Source organism: Paenibacillus sp. FSL W8-0186, from assembly GCF_037969765.1.
Classification (GTDB): Bacteria; Bacillota; Bacilli; order Paenibacillales; family Paenibacillaceae; genus Fontibacillus; species Fontibacillus woosongensis.
Genome location: NZ_CP150207.1, coordinates 3,545,098 through 3,570,316 on the forward strand (window position 1 = coordinate 3,545,098; position 25,219 = coordinate 3,570,316).

23 protein-coding genes are annotated in these 25,219 nt (G+C 51.2%); 7 read left to right on the plus strand and 16 right to left on the minus strand.

The genetic code is table 11. The features are described 5' to 3' along the window. The first annotated feature begins 151 nt into the window (after positions 1–151). Positions 152–1,918 (plus strand): NFACT RNA binding domain-containing protein, encoded by a 1,767-nt coding sequence (locus tag MKX50_RS16020; RefSeq protein WP_339157352.1) that lies wholly within the window; start codon positions 152–154, stop codon positions 1,916–1,918. A 116-nt stretch (positions 1,919–2,034) separates the two neighbouring features. Here the strand turns inward: MKX50_RS16020 and MKX50_RS16025 are convergent, their stop codons facing one another. The 10 genes from MKX50_RS16025 to MKX50_RS16070 all read right to left on the minus strand — a co-directional run bounded on the left by MKX50_RS16025 (position 2,035) and on the right by MKX50_RS16070 (position 11,595). Beyond that, positions 2,035–2,913, minus strand: coding sequence for a PHP domain-containing protein (locus MKX50_RS16025; protein ID WP_213590452.1), 879 nt, complete (start codon positions 2,911–2,913; stop codon positions 2,035–2,037). A gap of 19 nt (positions 2,914–2,932) precedes the next feature. Beyond that, the gene (locus MKX50_RS16030) at positions 2,933–3,838 is read right to left on the minus strand and encodes a selenium metabolism-associated LysR family transcriptional regulator (RefSeq protein WP_155610288.1); all 906 of its coding nucleotides are present in this window, start codon (positions 3,836–3,838) and stop codon (positions 2,933–2,935) included. A 263-nt stretch (positions 3,839–4,101) separates the two neighbouring features. Continuing rightward, positions 4,102–4,539, minus strand: coding sequence for a hypothetical protein (locus MKX50_RS16035; protein WP_155610289.1), 438 nt, complete (start codon positions 4,537–4,539; stop codon positions 4,102–4,104). 127 nt (positions 4,540–4,666) lie between these two features. Then, complete coding sequence (locus MKX50_RS16040) at positions 4,667–5,323, minus strand: MgtC/SapB family protein (protein WP_155610290.1); 657 nt, start codon at positions 5,321–5,323, stop codon at positions 4,667–4,669. A gap of 153 nt (positions 5,324–5,476) precedes the next feature. Further along, positions 5,477–5,740 (minus strand): YlbG family protein, encoded by a 264-nt coding sequence (locus MKX50_RS16045; protein WP_155610291.1) that lies wholly within the window; start codon positions 5,738–5,740, stop codon positions 5,477–5,479. A gap of 64 nt (positions 5,741–5,804) precedes the next feature. Further along, entirely contained in the window at positions 5,805–6,245 is a 441-nt protein-coding gene (locus tag MKX50_RS16050) for a YlbF family regulator (RefSeq protein ID WP_155610827.1), read from the minus strand. A gap of 74 nt (positions 6,246–6,319) precedes the next feature. Next, entirely contained in the window at positions 6,320–8,107 is a 1,788-nt protein-coding gene (locus tag MKX50_RS16055) for a helicase-associated domain-containing protein (RefSeq protein ID WP_339157353.1), read from the minus strand. A 2-nt stretch (positions 8,108–8,109) separates the two neighbouring features. Beyond that, complete coding sequence (locus MKX50_RS16060) at positions 8,110–9,843, minus strand: DNA repair helicase XPB (protein ID WP_213590449.1); 1,734 nt, start codon at positions 9,841–9,843, stop codon at positions 8,110–8,112. 101 nt (positions 9,844–9,944) lie between these two features. After that, on the minus strand, positions 9,945–10,367 hold the full coding sequence (locus MKX50_RS16065) for a CBS domain-containing protein (protein ID WP_339157354.1): 423 nt from the start codon (positions 10,365–10,367) through the stop codon (positions 9,945–9,947). A 58-nt stretch (positions 10,368–10,425) separates the two neighbouring features. After that, positions 10,426–11,595 (minus strand): M20 family metallopeptidase, encoded by a 1,170-nt coding sequence (locus MKX50_RS16070; RefSeq protein WP_339157355.1) that lies wholly within the window; start codon positions 11,593–11,595, stop codon positions 10,426–10,428. A gap of 221 nt (positions 11,596–11,816) precedes the next feature. On the opposite strand from MKX50_RS16070, the gene MKX50_RS16075 reads away from it, so the two are divergent. Together MKX50_RS16075 and ftsW are read left to right on the plus strand one after the other, a co-directional pair. Then, positions 11,817–12,158: a YugN family protein gene (locus tag MKX50_RS16075; protein WP_213590446.1), complete on the plus strand. Its 342-nt coding sequence runs from the start codon at positions 11,817–11,819 to the stop codon at positions 12,156–12,158. 10 nt (positions 12,159–12,168) lie between these two features. After that, entirely contained in the window at positions 12,169–13,413 is a 1,245-nt protein-coding gene (ftsW, locus tag MKX50_RS16080) for a putative lipid II flippase FtsW (RefSeq protein ID WP_213590445.1), read from the plus strand. Between the two features lie 101 nt (positions 13,414–13,514). Here the strand turns inward: ftsW and MKX50_RS16085 are convergent, their stop codons facing one another. Next, positions 13,515–13,877 carry an Asp23/Gls24 family envelope stress response protein gene (locus tag MKX50_RS16085; protein WP_155610298.1) on the minus strand — a complete coding sequence of 121 codons (363 nt, stop codon included), beginning with the start codon at positions 13,875–13,877 and terminating at the stop codon, positions 13,515–13,517. A 151-nt stretch (positions 13,878–14,028) separates the two neighbouring features. Between MKX50_RS16085 and cax the strand changes: the two genes are divergently transcribed. After that, positions 14,029–15,150, plus strand: a complete 1,122-nt coding sequence (gene cax / locus MKX50_RS16090) for a calcium/proton exchanger (RefSeq protein ID WP_213590444.1) — start codon at positions 14,029–14,031, stop codon at positions 15,148–15,150. Positions 15,151–15,266: 116 nt separating this feature from the next. Here the strand turns inward: cax and MKX50_RS16095 are convergent, their stop codons facing one another. The 5 genes from MKX50_RS16095 to MKX50_RS16115 all read right to left on the minus strand — a co-directional run bounded on the left by MKX50_RS16095 (position 15,267) and on the right by MKX50_RS16115 (position 20,285). Beyond that, the gene (locus MKX50_RS16095; RefSeq protein WP_055107555.1) at positions 15,267–15,554 is read right to left on the minus strand and encodes a YlaN family protein; all 288 of its coding nucleotides are present in this window, start codon (positions 15,552–15,554) and stop codon (positions 15,267–15,269) included. Positions 15,555–15,771: 217 nt separating this feature from the next. After that, complete coding sequence (locus MKX50_RS16100; RefSeq protein ID WP_155610300.1) at positions 15,772–16,017, minus strand: HPr family phosphocarrier protein; 246 nt, start codon at positions 16,015–16,017, stop codon at positions 15,772–15,774. An 83-nt stretch (positions 16,018–16,100) separates the two neighbouring features. Further along, a complete protein-coding gene (locus MKX50_RS16105) occupies positions 16,101–17,216 on the minus strand; it encodes an aminopeptidase (RefSeq protein WP_213590443.1) in 1,116 nt (371 codons plus the stop codon). A 156-nt stretch (positions 17,217–17,372) separates the two neighbouring features. Beyond that, positions 17,373–18,212: a hypothetical protein gene (locus MKX50_RS16110; protein WP_213590442.1), complete on the minus strand. Its 840-nt coding sequence runs from the start codon at positions 18,210–18,212 to the stop codon at positions 17,373–17,375. 129 nt (positions 18,213–18,341) lie between these two features. After that, on the minus strand, positions 18,342–20,285 hold the full coding sequence (locus tag MKX50_RS16115) for a diguanylate cyclase (RefSeq protein WP_213590441.1): 1,944 nt from the start codon (positions 20,283–20,285) through the stop codon (positions 18,342–18,344). A 500-nt stretch (positions 20,286–20,785) separates the two neighbouring features. Between MKX50_RS16115 and rpsD the strand changes: the two genes are divergently transcribed. The 3 genes from rpsD to MKX50_RS16130 all read left to right on the plus strand — a co-directional run bounded on the left by rpsD (position 20,786) and on the right by MKX50_RS16130 (position 25,194). Continuing rightward, complete coding sequence (gene rpsD / locus MKX50_RS16120) at positions 20,786–21,385, plus strand: 30S ribosomal protein S4 (protein ID WP_155610304.1); 600 nt, start codon at positions 20,786–20,788, stop codon at positions 21,383–21,385. 219 nt (positions 21,386–21,604) lie between these two features. Continuing rightward, on the plus strand, positions 21,605–24,676 hold the full coding sequence (locus MKX50_RS16125; protein WP_339157356.1) for a transglycosylase domain-containing protein: 3,072 nt from the start codon (positions 21,605–21,607) through the stop codon (positions 24,674–24,676). A gap of 146 nt (positions 24,677–24,822) precedes the next feature. Beyond that, positions 24,823–25,194 (plus strand): hypothetical protein, encoded by a 372-nt coding sequence (locus MKX50_RS16130; protein ID WP_213590439.1) that lies wholly within the window; start codon positions 24,823–24,825, stop codon positions 25,192–25,194. The last annotated feature ends 25 nt before the right edge of the window (positions 25,195–25,219 follow it).

The window sequence follows — 25,219 nt, forward strand, 5'->3', positions numbered from 1 at the left end:
TACAGAGCGAAGGCTTTTCCACCTAGGGTAAATGTATTCGGGCCAGTCCTAAATTATCACAGGGGAGGACTTAAGTTTTTGCATGAAGTATGGCATCATAGAGAGAGCGCGATATGCGCCAAGGCACTTATAAGAGGGAGACTGTACAATTATGGCACTTGACGGAATCGTAACGCGTTCCATTGTCCACGAGCTGCAAATTTGCGTGGGCGGACGCATTAATAAAATACATCAGCCATCCGAGAGCGATATCATTATCAATCTGCGCTCACAGGGTGAAAATAGAAGGTTAATCTTATCGGCTAATCCGACTTATCCGCGCGTTCATCTTACAGAACAGTCCTTTCCCAACCCGCAGGAAGCTCCCATGTTCTGCATGCTGCTGCGCAAGCATTGCGAAGGCGGCGTTATCGAGGCGATTACCCAGTACGGGATGGAGCGGATTATCGCGCTCGATATCAGGCAGCGTGACGAGCTTGGGGATATTTCCGCCAAACGGATCATTATCGAGCTGATGGGACGGCACAGCAATATCATTCTCGTCGATCCCAACACAGGCGTGCAGCTGGACGGCATTCACCACGTCACCCCTTCCATCAGCAGCTACCGCGTCGTCATGCCGGGATTTGCCTATACGAAGCCGCCGGAGCAGCATAAGCTGAATCCGCTGGAAACCAGCAAGGAGCAATTCCTGTCAGCCTGGGGCGAAGCCGGGGAAGCTGCAGCAGAATCCAGTCACTGGCTGGTGCAGGCTTATAGCGGCCTCAGCCCGCTGATCGCGGATGAAATTTATTATCGCGCCCGGCACAGTGAAGCTGATGCCAAAGCTCCCCTTGTACAAGTGCCCCTGCAGCCTGATGCGTTATGGTCAGCTTTCTCGGCCATGATGCTCGATATTGACCGCCATCAATACCAGCCGATGACCGGTAACAACATCAAAGGAAAACATGTATTTTCGGCCGTGTTGTTAAGTATGGTTCAGGGAGATATCCGGACGTTCGATTCGATCAGCGCATGCATGGAGGATTATTACGGGGAAAAGGCGCTGCGTGATACCGTGAAGCAAAAAACGAGCGATCTGCTGCGTTTTCTGCAAAATGAGCGCAGCAAAAATGTAAAGAAGCTGACGAAGCTGCAGGAGGATCTGGCGGAAGCCGAGGATGCCGAGAAATACCGGATCTCCGGGGAACTGCTCCTTGCTTCCCTTCACCAAATTGAAAAGGGCGACAAAGAAGCTGAGCTCATCAATTATTACGATGAAGAGCAAAAGCCTATGCGGATCTCCCTTGATCCGCTGCTGACTCCGTCCGAAAATGCGCAGCGTTATTTCAAGAAATACAACAAATTCAAAAACAGCCTGACGGTTATCGATGAACAAATGGACATTGCTCGCAGGGAAATCACGTATCTGGAGGGTTTGCTTCAGCAGCTGGATTATGCGACGCTGAACGATATCGATGAAATCCGCGAGGAATTGATCCAGCAGGGATACTTGAGACAAAGAAGCGGCAAAAGCAAGAAAAAAAAGAAGAGCGACCGTCCGACGCTCCATGTCTACACTTCTTCCGAAGGCATAGACATATACGTAGGCAAGAACAATCTGCAGAACGAGTACGTAACCAACCGCCTGGCCAGCCACAATGATACCTGGCTGCATACGAAGGACATTCCGGGCTCCCACGTCGTCATTCGAAGCGCCTCTTACGGGGAAGCCACATTAAACGAGGCAGCCCAGCTGGCAGCATATTTCAGCCAGGCCAAGGAATCCAGCAGCGTACCCGTCGATTACACGCTGATCAGGCATGTTCGCAAGCCAAGCGGCGCGAAGCCCGGCTTCGTCATTTACGAGCAGCAGCGCACTTTGTTCGTCACGCCTGACGAGGCGCTTGTCAAGAGCCTGCCAAACACCGTCAAATAAGCTGCGATATATAACTTAAACAACAAATCCTTCGGCCATTTGCTAATGCTTACATAGCAAGGACGAAGGATTTGTTCATCTTGGGCAGTACACGCTGCTTTACTGCGGGTACGAGGTCAGTTCTGACCTGCGTGCCCTGAGCGATGACGAAGCAGTTCCAATGTACTTAACGGTACTGTACGCGAGCCAATATCCCCGTGAAAGATCACGCCCTGCCGGACGCCATGGTAATCGGAACCGGCAGTCGGAATCAGATCGAACTCTTCTGCCATTTCCAGGTAACGCTGCTCGTCGGCTGCCCCATGGTCAGAGTGATACACTTCGATGCCTGCAGGCTGGCCCTGGGCAATAATCCGTTTGACCAATTCGTCATCCCCATATAACCCGGGGTGCGCCAGCACAGGGACGCCGCCGGCCTCACGAATCCATTGCATCGCCTCCTCTGGCGCGATCCTGGGGACGCTTGCATAAGCCGGCTTCCCTTCGCCCAGATAACGGTCAAAGGCATCCCGCATATTCTCGGCATAGCCCTTTCGGACCAATGCATCGGCGATATGCGGCCGGCCGATGCTCTCATCGGGGCGAAGCGGGCGGCCAAGCCCATCCTTGATCTCCTGGAGCGTCAGCGGCATTCCGAGGGCATGCAGCTTCTCCAAAATGAGCTCATTCCGCGCTTCTCGCGTAGCCCGAAGCCTCTGCAGTCTGCCCAGCAGCCTTTCATCCATGGTATCGATATAATAACCCAGCACGTGAATGTCGCGGCCCGCCGCGACCGTGCTGATTTCAACGCCCGGAACGACCGTGATGCCGTATTGCTTCCCAGCGGCAAGCGCCTCTTCAATTCCGGCTACCGTATCATGATCCGTGATCGCGATGGCTGCCAGACCCTTCTCCCGGGCCAGACGGACATTTTCTGCAGGGGCGTTCATTCCATCGGAGGCCCGGGTATGAGTGTGCAAATCACATAAATTATCGAATACCGAATCGTTGATCATGGAGTTCCTCCTTAACTGTCTACAAAGGTAGCTGCTGTTCCCGCAAAAAGGTCAGAAACGTAACTGCGGATACCGGAAGCAGCGTGGATTTCAAATGGATCGAATAAAACTGACGCTTGAACTTCGCATCCTCGATTTCCAGAATCTCCAGCAATCCTAGGGCTAGCTCATGCTTGACCGATGACGGCGACAGAAATGTAAGACCGAAGCCGGCCTCGACTGCGGACTTCACGGCCCCTGTGCTTCCTAGCTCCATGACGATATCCAGCTCTGCGAGATCGATCCCGCTGCGTTCCAACTGCTCCTCCATGACTTGGCGGGTGCCCGAGCCCTTCTCCCGAAGGACGAACGGGTAGGATAATATGTCCGCTAGCTTCAGGGAGCCTTTGCTGGTGAGCGGATGCCCCGCAGGCACGACCAGCTTCAACTCGTCCTCCATGACTGGCTCTGATATCATATCGGGATGATGCACAGGCGCTTCGACCAGGCCAAAATTAAGCTGATGGCTTACAATTTCGTCAATGATCTGCGTCGTATTCATCACCTTTAGCACGATAGAAATGTGCGGATACTGGCGTCCGAACGGGCCGAGCAGGCGCGGCAGCACATATTCGCCGATCGTGAGGCTGGAGCCGAGCAGCAGGCGCCCTTCCAGCATGGACGTGAACTGCGACATCGCCTTTTCGGTCTCGCGCATAAGCTCGATGCTTTTGCGCGCATACGGATATAAAGCTTTTCCCGCTTCGGTCAAATCAATACGCTTCGTCGATCGGACTAGCAGCTTCGTGCCGAAATAGTCCTCAAGCGATTGAATTTGCATCGTTACTGCAGGTTGGGTCATATGTAACGCCTGCGCGGCCGCCGAAAAGCTGCCCCGCTGGGCAACGGTATAAAAAATATGTAATTGGTGATAATTCAAAGCCATTGTCGCTTCACTCCTTCTTCTCCATTACAATAGCATGTTCATGCAAACAAAAACCAGTTAATTTCAACAGGTCGGGGAAAGCCATGGAGAGACGTTCTCCATATCCATTTCATAAAGCAGCTTAAACCTGGCCGAATCGTAAGTGGAAGCGATAAAAAGCCCTGGCTCCCCATAGACCTTAAATAAAACAAAAAAAAGCAAACACATCTTCGTGTCTGCTTCATGACCTTCTCTAAATTAGAAACGCGCTACCCGCTCTCGAATTATTTCCGCTTGCGGCTGTTCTTCATCAGCGTCATACGCCGGGAATGCCTCAGCCAGGAATAATAGGAACGCAGGTCACGCAGCTCGATCGTCTCGGACATGCGTCCGAGAAACGTCACGATGATCATCCTATGCATAGGTCTTCCGACCAGATCGTATTCCCCAGGAATTTCGGAAAATTCAGCAACCATCACCAAATCATCGTCCACCAAATAAACGTCCTCTTCATTGCGGTAATAATGCTTGATCCGCCCCTGCTTGAGACATTCCCAAGCCCAGCCGGCAATTTTCTCAAAGCCTTTGCTAGTCCGATCTATCCTGTCGCGATACCGCATCATGGCATGGTTAGTGATCACGATATCGGAGACTCTCTTATCGCCTAATGTTATGTGAAAAGCCTCATAAGTTCCCCACCGCTCCGTAACCTTGTCTCTCATGACGCACCCCTCATGTCTTGTAGTTGATAGGTCTTTATAACTAAGTATATTTACCTATAATCATACATCACTTTCCATTATTCTACAAGGGAGGCCTTGATCTTAGAACCAAAATTTATGAGAAATTTTACTCCGCTTTAACTTTTTTCACTGATTCGTTGCTTCCTAAAGCGAGCATTAGCGCCTCCATGTCATAACCGCCTTTAAGCTGTATCGTCAAAGCGAGGGTCATCGATTGTCCCCCGCGTTCCACTTCAAAAGACAGAACGGCAATATGAAGCTCCCTAAGCTGTTTTAAAATCCGCTCCAAAGCCTCCGCTTCGTTCTCGAGTACAAGGGTGATATTTTCGACTTTTGGAGAGGTCAACCGGCCTAAGCGGCCATGCAGCACGATTTGGCCTACGAAAATAATCAGCATCACTCCGATGCCGACGAAATACATGCCGGCCCCAACCGCCATGCCAATTCCCGCCGTCGCCCATATGCCTGCTGCTGTAGTCAGCCCCTTCACCGTTTGCTTCTGCATGAATATCATGCCCGCCCCCAAAAAGCCGACCCCGCTCACAACACCGGCCGCGACTCTTGACGGATCGAGCGACAGGTTGCTCCAGCCGATCTGGTCCTGAAAGCCGTACTTGGAAATGATAATCATGAGGGCAGAGCCAGCAGCCACGATAAAATGCGTCCGCACCCCCGCTTCCTTCATGCGGCTTTTTCGCTCAAAGCCGATGATATAGCCGCAAATCCCCGCGATCAGCACGCGCAGCAGCAGTTCATACTCCATGATTTCCGCCTCCTGACGATGTTCTGCTCCATTCTGGATAAAACCGCTAAAAATAAAGAGCGCCCCGAAGGGTCGCTCTTTATTGTATCCCGCCGGCATTTTAATAAGTCCTACGCCAATCGGGTCATGAGTATTCGTACGTGCATTTGGATTCTACAATCCATAATATTGCGTCTTGTCTGGAACTTCCTTTGAATATTCCGTCTTGATTTCATTGCGATACGATCGTTCAATCTTGCGGACATACGACAGCTTGCGGATATTCCGCATGATATCCTCTGCGCGCTCCGCATTTACATACATGACGACGTAATGCATCCGCCGGGATAAATAGTGCACGCTCCCGTATTTCTCCAGATTTCTTGCCGCCTTCAAATCGTTTACCCATATGATATAGCCTGTACGTTCCGGAAACATGTAATCCCCCCAATATCGTCGCCTGTAAAAGATGGTGCTGCCGCCATATATCGGCGGTGCCCCGTTATCCGCAGCTGCAACTGCCGCCGCTTCCGCAGCCGCCGCCCTTTGGATTCGGGTCGTTGCTCGGTACCTTAATAGTATCGGATACGGAATAAGCAATCGTCTCCGACATCTGATGCAGTATGTCGTCCAGCTCTTTCTCTGCCGCTTTGAATTTGCGTACGGCTTCGAACTGCTCTAGCTCCTTCTCCACCTGAGCTACTTTGTCTTTCGCCTCATGGTAATTGGGATGGTAGTGGCCGAATCGCTCCGTCTCCTCAAAGAGCTCCTTCTGCGCGTCAAGCTTTCTGACGAATGCCTGGATCTCCGGGTCTTCCTCCACGCGTCTCTTCCAGTATAAATAATCGGATACCGCGGTGGAATTGTTTATCATATCGCCTAATTCATAGGCGTATGTCAAAAGCTGGGCCATATCGACCGTCTTCAGCTCGGTTACGCTCATGAATCTCAACTCGATTCTATATAGAATGGTCTACTAAAAAATCCATGCAACAATACAATTTTCAGTAGACTACACTATAATAACATATTCGGTTTCCCAGCAGAAGGGTTTCCCGCGATTGCTCCGTTCCGGTCTTCCGCAACGATCTCTGGAAGGAGCAGACGCATAATCTCCCAATTTTCCGGAGTCAGCACGGCATCGCGGCCTTCGGAAGAATTGGGCGAGAACAGTTTGCCTGTAACCTGCCAATCCGCCCCCCCTTGCAGGCCTGCGGGCAAATATTCATACATTTCCCCTTTGATTCCCAAGGCGAGCATGACATGCCACTTCATAGCCTGGCTCACCATTTCCCGGGCGGTTGAGGAATGATAGCTTCTTGCCGTCTTTAGCCATATGGCCGGAACCTGATCCAGCCCCGGAAACAGCTCTTCCCGCTCCAAGCCAGTATCAAATAGGCGATATGAAGAGCGGTCCTCCCCGCAAAATATCCAGCCGCTGCCGTTGCCTCCTGACTGCGGAATACCGTTCGGCCCTCCTAGCTCGGGCAACTTGGACAAAGAACCATCCAGCCTGGGGAAAACCCGCAACTCCCCCGGTTCCCCAAGCTCCCTCCCCCATTCTTCAAGGGCAAGGGCTACATTGTCCGGGACGCCCGAAGAGGAACGCTGCAATTGGCGGAGCGCTTCCCGCCAGGAGCGGCCAAGCCGGATCCCTTCGGCGATGCTCTCTCGCGTCAGGCGATACACCGACATGCGGTCCGCATAAATGCATTCACTAATGGCTTCCAGCTCCCATCGGCAGGCAAAAGACACTTCTGTGGGCACGATGATTTCAAAATCTGGCTGAACGCAAAAGCCGGATTCCGCCGTTTCACCGTCTTCATCCCGATGCAAAGCGTCCTGCGCCAGCCCAAGCCTTCTTGGCTGCTCTATCCAGCGAAAGGCTCGTCCCCCCGCATTATGGCATCCCAGCTCCAGCCAGCCAAAGCCGCACATAGCCTCGATCCAGCCCCATAGCCAGCGCCGCCATTCCTCAGGCGGGTCAAGGCGAAGCAGCCTTTCCTCCTGCAGCCATTGGATAAGCATCTCTATGGAATACCACTCGCCGGGAACAAAAAACGGAGATGATAATGCATAAACAAGGTGCTGCAATCCTGCCTCCGCGGGAACATATTTCGTTTGAACTCGGCGATACAGCTCTGCATTCATTCCGTCCACATTCTGTTCTAGCCAGAAAGTTATTGCCTGCATATTCAACTGCCACGCTTTTGGAGCCTGAATGATAAGCTCCATATCCAGCAGCAAATCCAGCACGACCGCCGTTGAAGCCTGAATCGTCTCTTGGTGGGGATAACTAAGCTCCAACCCCGTTACGTCTTCAGGCTGCAGCGCTGTTTGCCCGCTTAATTTCACGAGTGCCCGTTGGTAAATGCCTCCTTTTGCCGTAACGGGAATACCGTACTTTGCAATCCAAACGAGGCTGCGGAACAAATCCAACGCGAGCCCCCGCTTCGCCTCGCGGATAAGCTTGATTTCGCTGCCGCTGATCGGCTCAAGCTTCGGTTGCATCCATTCACCCTGGATCATGTCTGCAATTTCCTGTGGAATGTAGAATAGACGCTCGCCCCATGAATTACGGACCGAAACCAGATAGCGATGACGCAGCAGTGCCGGAACGGCTGCACGCAAATCGGCCGCCGTGGTCCGGCCCTCGGCGGCCTTCGGCAGATGCTCCAGCTTGAAGGAGAGCCCGGCGAATCGGCGAAAGATTAAGAATAAGGCCATTTTAGCGGCTGGCGGGAATCCTTCCGCTCCGCGTTCGCGGCCCTGCATCTCTTTCGATGTCATGCATTCCCTGTTCATGCCTAAAGCACCTCCGACTGGGCAGCATCATCTTGAAAGATAGCTTCATCACGGCGAATCTTGTACTCATAGCCCTGCTCGACAAGAAAGAGCTGACGGCGCAGGGCAAAATGCTGCTCCCTGCTGTCCGCGGAGACCAAGCTATAGAAATATGCCTTTTCTCCCGTTGCCTTCGGCCGGAGTATCCGGCCGAGCCGCTGCGCTTCCTCCTGTCTTGAGCCGAAGCTGCCTGAGATCTGCACGGCCACTGACGCATCCGGCAGATCTACGGCAAAATTGGCTACTTTGGAAACGACAAGGACTTGAATCTGCCGTTCGCGAAACGCCTGAAACAGCCGGACTCGCTCCTCCTGCGGAGTACTGCCTGTAATAAGCGGTGCCTGAAGTACGTATGCTGCCTCGGCAAGCTGCTGCAAATATTGGCCGATGACGAGGATTTGCCGGCCTTCATGCAAGCGCAGCAACCGCTCCAGCCAGGCGGTCTTCCGGGAATTTTCGGATGCGATTCTAAACTTCTCCCGCCCTTGCGCGGCTTCATACTTTTCCTTTAAGGACGGGGCCATCGCAACCTGAATCTCCTGGCATTCGACCTTGGCGATATGCCCGGTTCGCTCCAATTCGCGCCAAGGCACCTCATAAAGCTTAGGTCCGATCAGAGAGAAGACATCCCGCTCGCAGCCGTCTTCCCGGACGAGCGTAGCCGTCAGCCCGAGGCGCCGGGTCGCTTGAATATCAGCCGTAGCCCGGAATACGGGAGCCGGGAGCAGGTGCACCTCATCATAAATGATCAGTCCCCAGTCTCTTTCGTTGAATAAGCGCATATGCTGAAAATCGCCGTCTTTTTTCGTGCGGTGGGTTAAAATTTGATACGTTGAAACGGTAACCGGACGTACCTGCTTCTTATCGCCGGAATATTCCCCGATCTGTTCGGACGTCAGCGTCGTCTTCTGGCAAATCTCAGTTATCCATTGCCGTACGGAGGTGACATTCGAGGTCAGGATCAGCGTTTCGCATTGCAAGCGCTCCAGTGCGGCAAGCCCTACTATCGTCTTTCCAGCCCCGCACGGCAGCACGATCACTCCGCTTCCGCCATGCCCCGCCTGCCCTTCGGCCGGATTCACCCGGCCGGCAAACGCATCGACGCCTGCTTCCTGGTAATCCCTCAGTGCAAATGGTTGGCCATCCCCAGTCACGCCCCTTAGAGCGACCGGCAATGTATGTCCGCGATGGTACCCCGCTTCATCGATGACGGGATAACCTAGACGTGCCGCCTCCTGCTTCAGCTGGCCGCGAAACACCGCTGGAAAGCACAGCCGGAATCCGTCCCGCTGCAGCCTGAAAGAAGCCAGCGATGGTTCCGTCTCCAACTGATCCAGCAGGGCAGGGTTCGAGCGACGCTGCTCAAGATAGAGCATGCCTGGAGCACCGTCTGTTCGAATCAAAGCCAGAGAGCCGTAACGAGACATCCACATGCGGATGTCGGAAAGCACCTTGCCCGGCACCTCCCATCTCGACAAGCAGCGCAGCATCTCCACGACATCGTCCGCCGTTTGGCCACCCGCTGCAGCATTCCATAAAGATAGCGGCGTAATTCGGTATGTATGAAACATGGCCGGACTTTTGACGAGTTCAGCAAAGAGAGCCAGCTTGTTTTTGGCCTGTTCGAAGCCGGGATGCCCCTTCTCCAGAAGAACCGTAAAATCACGCTGCACGATACACGCTCCCGTTCCGTTCATCCCACAAAGCCTCCTTATTCCTTCCAAAAGTCTGTGATATGGAAAAGAAGAAGCCCGCAAGCATGATGCGAACCTCTTCTCTTAAATTGGCCTTAGCATGACTAGTGGACTTGGTGGGAAATATCACTCAACGCATCGCCGGCTTCATCGGCAAAATTGTTGCGTACAGCCATATCCCCAAGCGACACGATCCCGATCAGCCGTTCTCCTTCTGTAACCGGCAGGCGGCGAATTTGCTGCTCCGCCATCATATCCGCAGCCTCGTCAACCGGCGTGTCCGGCGAAGCGCAGCGGATGCCCCGTGTCATAACCGTCTCTACGGCTGTAGAACCCGGATGCTTATCCGCAATCGCCCGAATGACGAGATCACGGTCGGTAATAACCCCGATCAGCCGGTCTCCATTTTCGACGACGGGAATGAAGCCCGTATCATTGTTTTTCATTTTTACCGCAACCTCATAGATATTGTCCTTTGGCGATACGGTAACTACTTGGTCAGTCATGATATCCTTTACTTTTCTCATTATGCCATCCCTCCATCATCTAGATTTCCTAGGAGGGAGCTATATTATGCATGATCCTTCAAATGCTGCTTTCTTGATAAGCTTCCGCCATCGCGATCAAGAGGCTTGCCGCATGCAGCATCGCTTTTTCATCGATATCAAATTTTGGATGGTGGTGCGGATACATCGCATTCTTCTCCGGATTTCCGGCTCCTACAAGCATGAAGCAGCCGGGAACCCGCTGCAAATAGTAAGCAAAATCCTCGGCAGGCATAATTTGCGGAGAGTGCTCGCTTGACAGCCCGGTCTCCCGCTCCGCCACCTCCCGAAACCTCTCATATTCCTCCGGATGATTGACCAGACTCGGATAGCCGGTCATGTATTCGACCGTCGCGCCCGCCCCGTAAGCCTGTGCCGTCCCTTCAGTCAGCTGCTCGATCCGTTCGCGGATTATCCTGCGGGTCTCCTCTTTGAAGCAGCGGACCGTACCGGCCAATCGGCATGTGTCGGCAATGACATTCTGAGCCGTCCCCCCGTGAATGGAGCCGATCGTCACGACAGCGGGATCCAGCGGATTGACTGAACGGCTGACGACACTCTGCAGTTGGAGAACAAGCGCCGCCCCGGCAACGACGCTGTCTACCGCGGCATGCGGCATGCCGCCATGGCCGCCGCGGCCTGACAGCTCGATGAAGAATTCGTCGGTCGAGGCCATCATCGGCCCGGGCCGGCTGGCCGCTGCGCCTACCGGGATCGGCGTCCATAAATGCACGCCGTAAATCACGTCCACGCCGTCCAGCGCCCCTGCCTCAATCATGGATAGTGCCCCGCCCGGACAGACCTCCTCCGCCGGCTGGAAGATGAGCCGGATTTCGCCCTGAAGCGTCACTCTCCGGGTGCTGAAATATTCGGCAACCCCGAGCAGAACGGCCGTATGGCCGTCATGTCCACATGCATGCATAACGCCGGGAACCAAAGACGCATATTCGCACGTTTTCTCGTCCTGTATCGGCAGTGCATCCATATCAGCACGCAGCGCAACCGTCTTCCCCGGCAAATGGCCGCGAATGGTGCCTACAACCCCGTTCCCTCCGATCCCCACCGCTGCATCAATGCCCAGCTTCTTTAGCTCATCAGCGATGTATGCCGCCGTTTTCTGTTCCTTGAACGACAATTCCGGGTGGCGGTGCAAATACCGTCTCCGCTCCACCATAGCCGGAAACAATGATTTTAGCGTTTCCTCTCTCATGGACTTCCACTTCCTTCTTCATCAATCACGCATCAAACTGCCGGCAGCATGCCCGCCGGCATACGATATGTATTATTGTAGCAGAAAAATCAGCGCCCTCAATATAGGGCAAATCACTATAAACAGCGTCCCTTCACCCTTTTGAAGCGTTTCCTATGCTTGCACAAGTGGTGGAAACATAATATCATGGGAGAAGAACTTTTAAGGAGGCATTTTACACGATGATTCTCGAAAATACCGGTTTGAACGGATTAAAGAGCGACTTGTCCTATCTGGACGAATCCGCAGAGAAAGTCGGGTTTATTCGCTGGCAATGGGAATATTACCGGGCTACATACGATTACAAAATAGAAGCAAATGATAACGAGTACTTCCTTCGCATTAACACGCGGGCTGTAGAGGGCAAATTGGAGCGTCCGGACACGGTTCTGGAAATTGAAGCGGTCTATATCGGACGGGCTACATTCCCGCACGGGCTGGAATACGAATCGGAAATTCCGTCTTTCGTACAAAAGACGGCCAACCTTAAGCTAACCGAACTGAAACAGCTTCTAGAGGCATAAGGAATTTGGCATGAGAGACAGCAAATCAGAGCCCAAACGCGGAGCTCCCGATTTTCAACTGCTCATCCTCACCTTGTTATTGGTTGGCTTCGGGATCGTGATGGTTTTCAGTTCCAGCTCCAGCATTACTTTGGTAAGTGAAAAATTTGGTTATGATTTGATGTACTTTACAAAACGTCAAATAGCTTTCGGAGGAGTCGGCCTGATCCTCATGTTCATTACGATGAACATTCCTTATGACAAATTCAAGAAGCTTTTTGTTCCGGTTTTTATTGTAACTATTATTATGCTTATGCTTGTTCCATTTTTAGCTGACGATATCTTTGGGGCAAAAAGCTGGTTTATGATCTTCGGCCTCGGCGTTCAACCTACCGAGCTCGCGAAGATTGCTACGATCCTTTATCTGGCTGCTCTGATTTCAAAGAAAGGGGATCGTTTTCGGGATTTAAGAACAGGCTATATTCCCGTGATGGTCATCGTCGGCTTTGTGGCTGGTCTTATCATGCTGCAGCCCGATTTTGGCTCATGCATGATTCTGGTCGCTACCGCAGGCCTCATTATATTTGCCGGCGGAGCAAATTTGAAACATATTTTAGGTTCTATCGCTTTGCTTATCCTTGGAGCCAGCATCGTACTCGGTGCCGGCGCCCTTTTAGAGCAAATTAATCCAGGCGAGAAACAAACAGGCAGCAACTATAAAGTAGGACGAATTACATCATTCATTAACCCTTGGGAGGATCCGCAGCACACAGGCTATAACATCATCCATTCCTTAACCGCGCTAGGACATGGCGGCTTAACAGGAGCAGGATTCGGCCAAGGCATTCAGAAGCTGCATTACCTCCCGAATTCCTATAATGACTTTATATTCTCAGTCATTGGTGAAGAATTCGGTTTCATTGGAAGCATTATTTTCCTATTGTTATACACCTATTTTATATGGAGGGGACTGCTGGTCTCACTCCGCTGCTCCAGTACGTTCGGCTTGCTGACCGGCGTCGGGATTATGGGACTCATCGCCATCCAGGCCTTCGTTAATATCGGAGGCGTAACGCGGACGATTCCCATTACCGGCGTAACCCTGCCATTCATCAGCTACGGCGGCTCCTCCCTGCTGGTCATGATGGGAGCAATGGGCATTGTCCTCAGCATCTCGCGCGACTCCTCCCTGCCTGCAAAGCAGGAACGAACCAAATCGGTCGTTGTAAAGGATCCATCGTATGAGCTGAGCCATCCGAGACGCCGCCATTTATAGCAAGAAAGAAAGAAGACTACGGGCTCCCCGTAGTCTTCTTTCTTCCATACCGGTTCAGTTCTGAAATTCTCGAACGATCTATGTACCGTCACGCTGCACGATCAGATTTCATCATCCTTAAATGCAACGCCTTCAACTTTCACATTGACTTCCACGGTTTTAAGTCCTGTCATGCTTTCGACCGCTTCACGAACATTTTGCTGAAGCATCCGGCACACCTCGTGAATCGGCGTCTCGTACAGCACAATAATACGGAGATCAATTGCCGCTTCCAACTGACCGACTTCTACGGTGACGCCCTTTTGCACATTCTTGCCGCTTAACCGCTTCGCCCAGCCTTCGGACAAGCCGCCAGACATAGCCGCGATTCCCGGCGTTTCCAGGGCCGCCATCCCGGCGATTTTTGCAACGACGTCGTCTGAAATTCGAATAAGCCCATTATCTAACTGTAATTGTTCGGTCATGGTCAATTCCTCCTTCAACCTCATTATATTTATTGTAATTCCTATGCTGCTGTAAAGCAAATGTGGAATATTCTTTTCGGTGTATCGTTTTTATTTTACCCAAATTGGTTATATTGAGTTTGATATATTCACGCGAAGCCGAGGTGCCAATATGCGAAAATATGTATCGCCAAGCCTGTTGATCATTTTCTTTATTTTAAGCGCCGCAGGGCATTACGCACACTGGCCGGCCACCCTGCAGTTTATCATTTCCGCCGTTGCTGTCATTTTTGTTGCCGGATTTCTGGGAAAAGCGACCGAAAGCGTAGCTCATTATGCCGGACAGCGCCTGGGCGGATTTCTGAACGCAACCTTCGGGAACGCTGCGGAGCTGATCATCGGCATTCTGCTCGTTCGCGAAGGATTATTCGACATGGTCAAAGCGAGCATTACCGGCTCAATTATCGGAAATCTGCTGCTTGTCCTCGGTTTAAGCCTGTTCGCTGGCGGATTAAAGCATAAAATACAACGGTACAACATATCGCTGGCGGGCATGAACGGCTCGTTGATGATCGTGGCGATTATCGCCTTGTTTGTACCGGCTATTTTCCTGCAGACGCACGTCCTTCATGAAGAGGACCGGACTGCGCTTAGCCTCGTCGTCGCCGGAATCCTCATCGCTTCCTATTTACTATGGCTCGTCTTCTCCATGATTACGCATAAGGATTATTTGGCCGATGTCACGGAAGCCGGCAAAGGAGCGGACAATGGAGCTGCCGCCGAAACAGACAGCATCGCCCTGGCTACTGCAGGGGGTTCGCATGAATTGCCGCCGGCATGGTCCAAAGGCAAATCGATCACGTATCTTGTCCTGGCAACGGTCATGGTCGCTTTTGTCAGCGAATGGCTCGTTGGAACATTGGATACGTTCACAGAGCGGTTCGGTCTTAGCGAAATATTTGTCGGTGCCTTCGTTGTCGCTATCGTCGGGAACGCAGCAGAACACAGTGCAGCCATTTTACTCGCCATGAAAAATAAAATCGGCGCCTCCGTAGAAATCGCCGTGGGCAGCAGTCTGCAAATCGCTTTGTTCGTTGCTCCGGTGCTGATTTTTGTCAGTCACCTCTTCGGCCGGCCGATGGACATCGTGTTCACCGTAATTGAGCTTGCGGCCATTGGCGTGTCTGTCTTCATCGCCAAATCGATTACTCAGGACGGACAGACGAACTGGTATGAGGGCCTGCTCCTGATTGCTGTCTATGCGATTCTGGGGGTCTCGTTCTACCTCGTATAACGCCGGAAGAACGTCAGTTCGGCCACACAGCGATACAAACAAAGAAAGCGTACATCCCGGGCGATAACACGGATTGTACGCTTTCTGTGGTATGTAAGCCTGTTTCTATTAACAGGCTACTCTTTATTATTCATCGCTTCGTATAACAGGGCCAAATTCCGCTCGAGCTTGTTCAAAATTTGTTTGCCTGTAGACTCTTGAATGAGCCCGACACGAACCGCGTAGTCAACCTGCCTGGAGAAACCATACATCTGGGTATCCAATACTTCCTCATAGAGAGGGCAGTAACGCGTAGCCAGGTTCTCCATCTGCACTTCGATCAGCTTCTGTATTTTATCCGCATCTTCCTGCAGAAGATTTAATGCTTTCAGATTCAGTTGCTCCTGCAAATCAGATGAAGTCATGTTTCTTCCCCCCTATGTCCCTAAAGTCGATCACTCATCTACTCTATTCTTAATATTAGACGAAATCGAAAGCCAATACAAGAACCTCTCTAAATAATCCCTTTCCCAAGTCTCCCCAATTGGGTATGACGTTTCGCACATCCCGGAATGATACTTCTAATATGTTCAAAAAAGCACCCTTGCCTGCATTGGCAAGAGTGCTTCTTCGAATGAGCGATTATTCGGCAACTACCTTCACATTCAAGCCGTGCTTTGCAAACACTTCAGATACGGCTGCCTTCGCGGCATCTGCATCTGGTCCGTGAACATGAAGCTCATAGCTTTGCGTGTTTACCAGCGTTGTGAAGAGACCCAAAATACTTTTTACATCGATGTACTTATTATCTGCTTGAAGAACGATGGATGATGAAAATTTGCTCGCGGTTTGAGCAATTTCAACTACCGCTTGATTGTTGTTCGCCATTTCGAATCCCTCCGCGTCTAACTTTGGAATAAATATATTACCATGATACATTGAATCCGCTTCCCTAGCAAGGTATATTCTCTCTATTTCAGGTTCTCCGGATTCAACGCCTCCAGCTCAGGCACTACAAATATTCCGTCTTTGCGGATGAGTACGTCATCGAAATAAATTTCCCCGCCGCCGTATTCTGGACGCTGGATAAGCACCAGATCCCAGTGGATGGAGGATTTGTTCCCGTTAAATGCCTCTTCATAAGCCTGGCCCGGCGTAAAATGAAGGCTGCCGGCAATTTTCTCATCAAACAGAATATCCTTCATCGGGTGCAAAATGTACGGATTGAAGCCGATCGCAAACTCGCCAATATATCGTGATCCTCCGTCCGTATCGAGAATTTTGTTGAGGTTGTCCGTATCGTTGCTTGTTGCCTCTACGATTTTTCCATTCTCGAAACGGAACTTGATGTTCTCGAACGTAATTCCGTTATACAAAGTAGGCGTGTTATAGCTGATCGTACCGTTTACCGAATCTCTGACTGGCGCCGTATATACCTCGCCGTCCGGGATGTTGCGCTCTCCCGAGCACTTGATGGCTCCGATTCCTTTAATGGAGAAGGACAAATCCGTACCAGGGCCGGTAATCCGGACTTTATCCGTGCGCTTCATTAGATCGGCTAATGCATCCTGCGCCCGGTCCATTTTGGCGTAATCCAGATTGCATACATCGAAATAGAAGTTCTCGAAGGCTTCGGTGCTCGTGTTCGCCAATTGCGCCATGCTGGCGTTCGGATAACGAAGGACGACCCATTTCGTATGCTTCACCCGCTGCTCGCTATGTACAGGATGGGAATAAAGCGAATTGTACAGCTTCATTTTCTCCTCAGGAACATCGGACAACTCGTTCACATTCGTGCCGGCCCGGATACCGATATAGCAATCCATCTGCTTCATCCGGTTAAGGTCAATTTCTGCCCAGGTTTTCATCTGTTCCTCGTTTGCATATTTGAAAAGCGAACGCTGCACTGTCCGGTCGGTCAGCTCCACAAAGGCATTCCCGCCCTTTCTGCCGACCTCTTCAACAATCGCGATCAGCAAATCCCTTTCATTGCCGATCATCTCCACAAGCACGTTTTCTCCCGGCTGAACGTTAACTGAGTAGCCCACCAAATTTTCCGCCAATTTCTGTATTCTTGGATCTCGCATACAGACTTACGCCTCCTCTAATTTAGATAAGCAGCATTCCCATCTTGACAGGAAGCTGCTCTGTTAGTTGAACGCTGGTTAATTCGTTTTCTATTGTAGCACGGTCTGCCGCTCTCTTCCAAGAGATTAGGAGATATTCGGAAAATAACCAGCTTGCTATTTATAATCAGCAAACCGGTTATCTGTGCGCAGCATCTCCTGCTGCGGAACACCTTGCGGGCTCAAATACGCTATCCTCGATTCGGAGGTCAGGCGCATCGGAAGCCCTGTCTTCGAATTGACGGTTAGATGGTATACAGCTTGAATCTCAGCTTGATTCAGCATTTCGGCAAGCTGTTTATTTCCCGCACTCCAGATCTGCTCCGACTGGCTGGCCAGCTTCGCCCGTTCCGCATTCTGCAGCTTGGCAAGCTTGCTTTCCCATTTCTGCCTTACCTGCTTCATCTCTTCCTCCAGCTCACTGCCAATCAAAGCCTGTGCATCCGCGGCATCAAGTTCAATCCGCAGCACCTTCGTTCCTCTGGCTGCCCCGCTCTCCAGCTTGATCGATTTCCGGGCATTGCGGATATGCTCCAGCTGTTCCAGCGGGTTAAGCCGAGCCAGCCCCTTGCCCAGCGACTCTTCGTCAGAAACAATATGCCAGCGCCGTCCCTGTGCCACAAGCTTTGTTTCATATTTTCCCCCCAGGTGCGTCCCCGATGCCAGCAGGCTTCCCTTGCTGCCGGCCCCCCCTTCCGCAATGACGGTCCGCATGGTCAGGCGGTGATGGTCATCCAGCCTGCCGCTATAGCTTAAATTTTGCTCCAGTACCCCCTGCTCTCCGCGCCATAATGCCGCTTTGCCCTGAAAGGTCAAAGCATCTACGCCCGCCAGGCCAGACCACGCGTGATTAAACCATTGCTCGCCGGTTCGCGCCTCCTGCAGGCGGCAGGACGACATCAACACTGCAGCCATCAAGCAAAAGCTCGCTAAGATGAACCTGTGAAGTAGACCCATGATGCTGATTCCTCCTTAGGATAATGCCTGTTAGCTGTAGGCTGTCCCTGCCCAAAGAATCTATGCGCCAGCACAGCAAAAAACTGCCTCACGACGTGAGACAGTCATCATGAAACAGCACTATATTATTTAACCCGCCTGCGTTTGATTTCTGCCGTTATTTTTCGCTTTGTACAAAGCCATATCCGCCTGGTAGAACAATGATTCAACACTGATCCTGTCATCATCCCGGGTCCATTCGGCAATGCCGCACGACACAGTCACCTTCGGCTCGGTCTCCTGTTCTACGCGCAAACGAATCATCTCCGCGATCTGCAGCCCGTGCTCCATACTCGCTCCCGGCAAGTACAAGGCAAGCTCTTCGCCGCCCCACCGGGCAGCGATATCCGTCTTGCGTATCGTGCTACTGATAATCGAACATACCTGCTTCAGAATCTTGTCTCCGGTTTGATGCCCGTACGTATCATTGATCCCCTTAAACTGATCGATATCGACGACAATCAATGAGCCGTTAGTGTCCTTCTTCTGAAATTCCTGAATCGTATCATCCAAATAATGCCGCGCATACAGTCCTGTGAGCATGTCCCGATTGGCCATCCTACGTACTTCCGCATGCAGAGAAGCATTAGCGATGGCAAGGCCGATATGGGAAGCCAGCACCTGCAGCAGCTTGTAATTTTCATAAGAGAAAAACCGTTCTTCCCGGTGGGACAGCATAATAACGCCGTTCACCTCTCCCCTGACGATCAAAGGAGCGGCAATCAGGGAGCGGGAGTCCGTGATCTCCATCATTTTAGAAGAAAACTTGCCATAGGCCTTGTAATCTGACAGAATAATCGGCTCCTGCGTCGAGTAGACCAACCCGCTAAAGCCGTAATCCTTCGGAAAGAACTCCTTGGACAACGACGGCACATTGCTGGACATGATTTCGAAATGCTCATTTTCTTTGGTGATTTGCGAGATGCAGCAAAATTCGGCTTTAAAAATCGACAGCAGCTCTTCCGTCGCGAATTTAAAAACTTCTTTGGGACGGAGACTTTGATTGAGCCGTTTAGTCAATTCATTGATGAGCCGCAGCTCGCTGATCAGCAGATTGGATTGCTCGTACAGTTTCGCGTTCTCGAAGGCAGTCCCCGCCGTATCGGCCAGCATGCTGATGAGCTGTAAATCGATTTCCTCTACCTGATCCTTAGGCAGCAGCAAATGAAACACCCCGTAAACGCCCTGCTTGCCGATGAGGGGGACCGCAATTTCTATGTAAGGCTCGCCCTCTGTACTCTGCAGCTCTTTGCGCAGCATCCTGCCTTCCATAAAAGCTCTAACGCAGATATGCTCCTGCTCTCCGTGCAGCAGAAGCGACTTGACCCTCGGATCGCGGCTGACGTGATCCTGTGACATGAGCAGCTCGACCTTGGCATCTGGATACATGCCGGCAATTCTCTCGAACACTTCCGACAAAATGGAATCGACGTCGATTTTGCCATGCAGCTTCTGAACGACCTGGAACAAGATGGAGCGTCGATGCTCCTCGCGTTTGGTCTGTCTCTGGATGCTCAGCAAATCAAGCACGAACCAGGAATGGAATCTCTTATAGAAGCAGGCCCGGAAATAATGGGCGTTCATTTTTGCCAATATGAGCGAAGCATCAGCACTTATGCCTTCATCCAGCACGCAGCCGAATACGGCGAACAACTGCCCGTTACTCCGCGTTAAGACCGGTACGGCAATGCAGCTGAAGCATTCGAAGGAACGGACGGTACATTCAAGGCTTTGTACGGTGGCCGCGATCGTCTCGGCCACGAGCTCCGGGATCGGCATGTCCGCATCGATGATCGTCCCGGTATGATTGGCCACAAACCACCATCCCCCGTCAAGTTCAAGCAATCCGGAAATCTCCTGCTTCCAATCCGCGTAGCCTTTCTGTATGAACGGTTCAATATATGAGTAATCATGTTCTGTTATATCGAGTTGTTCCAGCCAACTCATATGCTCACTTGCTTCCTCAAATAGCACAGACAGCGAAGAATTCGGAATTGTATCTATCATCGGGTCGTCTCTTGATTGTTTGGCCATAGGAAAACTCCTTTTCGTCGCACTTGAAATACGGCGATTTATTGGTAACCTAAGCTATTCAACTCTGTCCATGTATAACAGCTGCTCATGTTTGTCTCGTCCGTCCAGTCAGTTTCGCTCCTTGATTCTTTTATGTGACTATATGTTTATTTTACTATCTTCCGTCCCTTTTTGCATTAATTTTACTCCATTTCGCCACACTTTTTTAGGCCGAAAGCCCTATCGACATAAACCACGATTTTTAACGCTTTTCATACAAAAAACCCATCTTGACTTTATTCGATGATTTCATATAATATATATTGTTGAAGAAGACTGGATAGGTCTTTGATTAGGGCGTAACGCATGCGGCACCCTCTGGATTTTGTTGCTGTCGGGACAGCGGCTGAACTTTCCTGACAGATAAGCGTAATTATCTTCTATCCTTCGCTTACTAAACAAAGTCCGCGCAAGTAGAACCCTATAGCGAAAATTTCAAATTAAAGGAGTCTACCTATACAATGGCACGTTACACTGGTCCTAAATTTAAACTTAGCCGCCGTCTTGGCATTTCCTTGAGCGGCACTGGAAAAGAATTGAAGCGCCCATTCCCTCCGGGACAACATGGTCCAACCCAACGGAGAAAAATCAGCAACTACGGTATGCAGCTTCAAGAAAAACAAAAGCTTCGCCACATGTATGGTCTTGGCGAGAAGCAATTCCGCACTTTGTTCAACAAAGCTCAAAAAATGAGCGGTATCGCGGGTGAGAACTTCATGTTCCTCCTCGAGACTCGTTTGGACAACTTGGTGTACCGTCTGGGCTTTGCCAACTCCCGTGCAGGCGCACGTCAATTGGTATCCCACGGACACGTTACCGTTAACGGCAAAAAAGTTGACATCGCTTCTTACTCCGTAAGCACTGGCGACGTAATCGGTCTTCGCGAAAGAAGCCGCGGTCTTTCTTCCATTAAGGAAGCCCTGGAGAACCGCACTCACGTTCCTGCTTACCTTGAGTTCAACGACCAAGCGCTGGAAGGCAAATTCATCCGTTTGCCAGAGCGTTCCGAGTTGTCCCAAGACATTGACGAGAAGCAAATCGTCGAGTTCTACAACCGTTAATAAGCTTCACAAAACCGACTCGTCCGCAAGGATCGGGTCGGTTTTTGTATTTTTTGCCGAGCAATGCATTTTAGCTAGTTATAAAATACATACTTTTTACAAGTCCAAAACGGTGATTCTCAGGCCGGAATCATTTTTTTCTGCGCGGCCAATCTTTGAAAGAGCATTCAAATCCCTTAATTTATGCTATAATGTTGCTGTTAAAAAGGAGGATATTTCATGGCTCGCGATAACGATACAAGCTCCAACAAAAAGCAACAGAAGAACAAGGCAAAAGCGCCAAAACGCTCAAAATGGCGCTGGGTCTGGATGACGCTGGGCTGGCTGACCCTGTTCGGATTCGCTGCCGTTCTCTTTGCCGGAGGCGCCGTATTCGGGTACGTCACCTCGATCGTGAAGGATGACCCCGTGCGGTCCCGTGCCGATATAGAAGCGAAAATCAATCATAACGAGATGACAGGCTTCGCCTATTTCCGCGACGGCTCAGGCATTGGCCAGCTTCGTTCGGAAGAAGACCGGCGGCCGGTCAGTTATGAAGAAATTCCTGCTTCCGTCATAGATGCGGTAATCGCTATCGAGGACAACAACTTCTACCGCCATATCGGCGTTGATTTCAATGGAACAATGCGTGCGGTCAAACAACGGCTCCTGAAGGAGGATGTACAGACCGGGGGCAGCACACTGACTCAGCAGCTGGCCAGACGCGTGTTCCTGAGCCTCGACAAAACCGCTAACCGAAAGGTGAAGGAAATTTTTCTTGCTGTACGTCTGGAACGCTTTCTCTCCAAACCTGAAATCATTACAGCTTATTTGAATAAAGTTCCTTTTGGCAATGGCTCAAACGGATATCAGGTCTACGGCATCAAAGCTGCCGCCAAGGGGATATTCAACGTCACCAACCTAAACGAGCTCAACATTGCCCAGACGGCTTATCTGGCGGGGCTGCCTCAGCTTCCTTCCGCCTATTCCGCCTTTAACGGCAAGGGTGAGTTCAACGAAGAAGCATTTGCCCGCGCCATCAAGCGGCAGCAGCTCGTGCTGTCCCGCATGCTGGAAGAAAACAAGATTACCAGAGAACAGTATGACGAGGCTTTAGCCTTTGACATTAAAGGCTCTCTGGCAGCACAAACAAAAAAAGCTTACGAGACCTATCCTTATTTAATGCTGGAAACCGAGCGGCAGGGCGCTCTCGTCATCGCCATGATGAATAATCCGGAGATGACCAAAGAGGAGCTGCTGGGCAATCCGCAGCTGCTCGAAGAAGCGCGGCAGCAGCTTCTGACGGGAGGCTACCGGGTATACACGACCATCGATAAGCAAGTGTACAATGCCATGCATAAGGTGTCGGAGAACGCTGACAATTTCAGCCCTTACAGCGAGAAGAAAGGGCTTGAGCAGGTCGCTGCCATCATGCTCGACAACCGTTCTGGAGCCATTCTCGGCATGATTGAAGGCCGGGACTTCTATACGGAGCAAATGAACTATGCTACACAAATGAAAAGGCAGCCCGGCTCCACAATGAAGCCGATCGCCGCCTATCTGCCGGCAATGGAACTCGGTCTGATCCAGCCGGCCAGCATCATCGATGATTCGCCGATTATTTTGCGGGATTACTCCAAGGGCTATCATATTCCGGTAAATTCAAGCGGCGGCTACAAAGGTTTGGTTACAGCAAGAACGGCGCTGAATGAATCGCGAAACGTACCGGCGCTGAAGGTGTTTAATCAAACTGTAGGCATCGAGCAGGCCTGGGAATTCACCAAGAAGCTCGGCATTACCACATTGGTTGAGGATGACTACGGGGCGCAGACCGGCGTCCTTGGCGGCCTTAAATACGGTGTCACTGTTGAGGAGCTTACGAACGCGTATAGCACAATCGCCAATGGCGGAGAATTCACCGATGCCTACATGATCGAGAAAATCACCGATTTTAAAGGCAATGTCGTCTATAAGCATCAGGTAGAGTCTGAACCAGTCTTTTCCAAACAGACCGCCTATTTGATGACGGATATGCTTCGCACGGTCATTACCGACGGAACAGCCAGATCGCTCAAAAGTGACTTCAAAAGCTATGGAAAAATTCCGATAGTCGGTAAAACGGGCTCTACGCAAAATTATGCGGACGTATGGTTTATGGGATATACTCCCGACGTGTCGCTAGGCGTCTGGATCGGTTATAAAGAACCGGTTAATACGCTGTCTAACGCAGGCAAGTCGAGAGCTCGCTCCATCTGGGCCAAAGTAATGAATGAAGTGACCGACAGCAAACCGGAGCTGTTTCAAACGAAACAATTTGAGAAGCCGGACGGCATCGTAACCAAAACCGTCTCAGGCTATAGCGGCAAGCTGCCGACTGCCCTTACACAGCAGGCCGGAAAAGTGGTCACGGACATATTTAACGCGAAATACGTCCCTACCGAGCCCGATGACGTGCTGGTTCGGACGAAATATATCACGTATGAAGGCGTGAACTATATTCCGCATGACACGACCCCTTCCGACATGGTACTGGAGAAAGTCGTCATGAAGCGCGAGAAGCCGATTAAGGAGCTTGTCGACGAGCTTCAGAAGGCCTTTTCCGGTATGAAAGGCGGTCATAGACCGCTTAGCTTCTATATGCCGAAGGATGCTGGCGAAGACGCTCCAACCAAGCCGGATCCAAGGGAAGACGATGGCAAAGATCCATCACCGCCAAGTGATGTCCATCTGACTGCGGCAGGCGGCGCGGCCAAAATATCTTTTGCCAAAAATCCAGAAAATGACGTCGTCGGCTATCGCCTGTACCGGTCGGAAGGCGGAGCTGTCTTCAAGGGCACAGGGAAGGTCGTGCTGACGGGTCAAGACACCCTGTTCACAGACTCGGGCTCCGGAGGCAATTACGCCTACTACATCACAGCGGTAGACGTTGCTGGAAGAGAATCCGCGCCAAGCGCGATCGTTAGCTTCGATAGCTGGAGTGGCATTCCCAATCCGGATGGCTCGGATCAGGAATCATTGCCGGATATTGATTTGGATAATTTAGCCCCGCCTAACGCACCAGGGCAAGTCGGAGCGCAGATCAACGATCAGGAAATTACGGTATCCTGGGCAGCGAATGCGTCCGAGGAACATATTACGAAATACCAGATCTATTTATCGGATACCGCAGATGGCGTCTATTCCAGACTAGGCTCGACCCCAGCCACGCATTTTTCGTTTAAAACGGATGCGCCAAGCGGTTGGGTCAGGGTCACGGCCATCAATGGGCTGGGAGAATCCTCACCTTCTAGTTCAGTGCAGTTCAAGAAATAACCGCGAACACCAAAAGCTTCCACGGAACATTTCGTTCTGGTGGAAGCTTTTTTTCTATGAAACTTGTTTTGTTTGTTTTCAATAGGAACTATGTCCAAGCAGCCGAATTTTAAGATTCATATACTGTTCGCGAAGGAGGTGACAGCATGAGTAAAGCAATGATCTCTCAAGCCGTTTTTCCAAGACTTCGCTTGTTTCGGGACGAGAATTACAGAGGACGCAGATTCGTCGTTCGCGGTAATGTCGGAATACGGAACCTAGAGCGTACATTTGGCGACATCGAGAGCCTGCGCTTCTTCTCTCCGAACTTGGGTGCTACCTTAGTTCTGTTCTCTCGTACGAATTTCAGAGGAAGATTCCGGGTTTTTCGGGGCGTAACCAATATCGCCGATCTAGACGACATTATTGCAGGCAGTGAGCCTGAATCGATCATCAGCTCCAATAGGCGTCTAAGCCTGGCGGAAATTCGGGCGATTCGCAGAACAGGCGTCTTGCCCAACGGCTTCAGATCTATTTAATATCCTTGAAGCCTCCGGGACATTC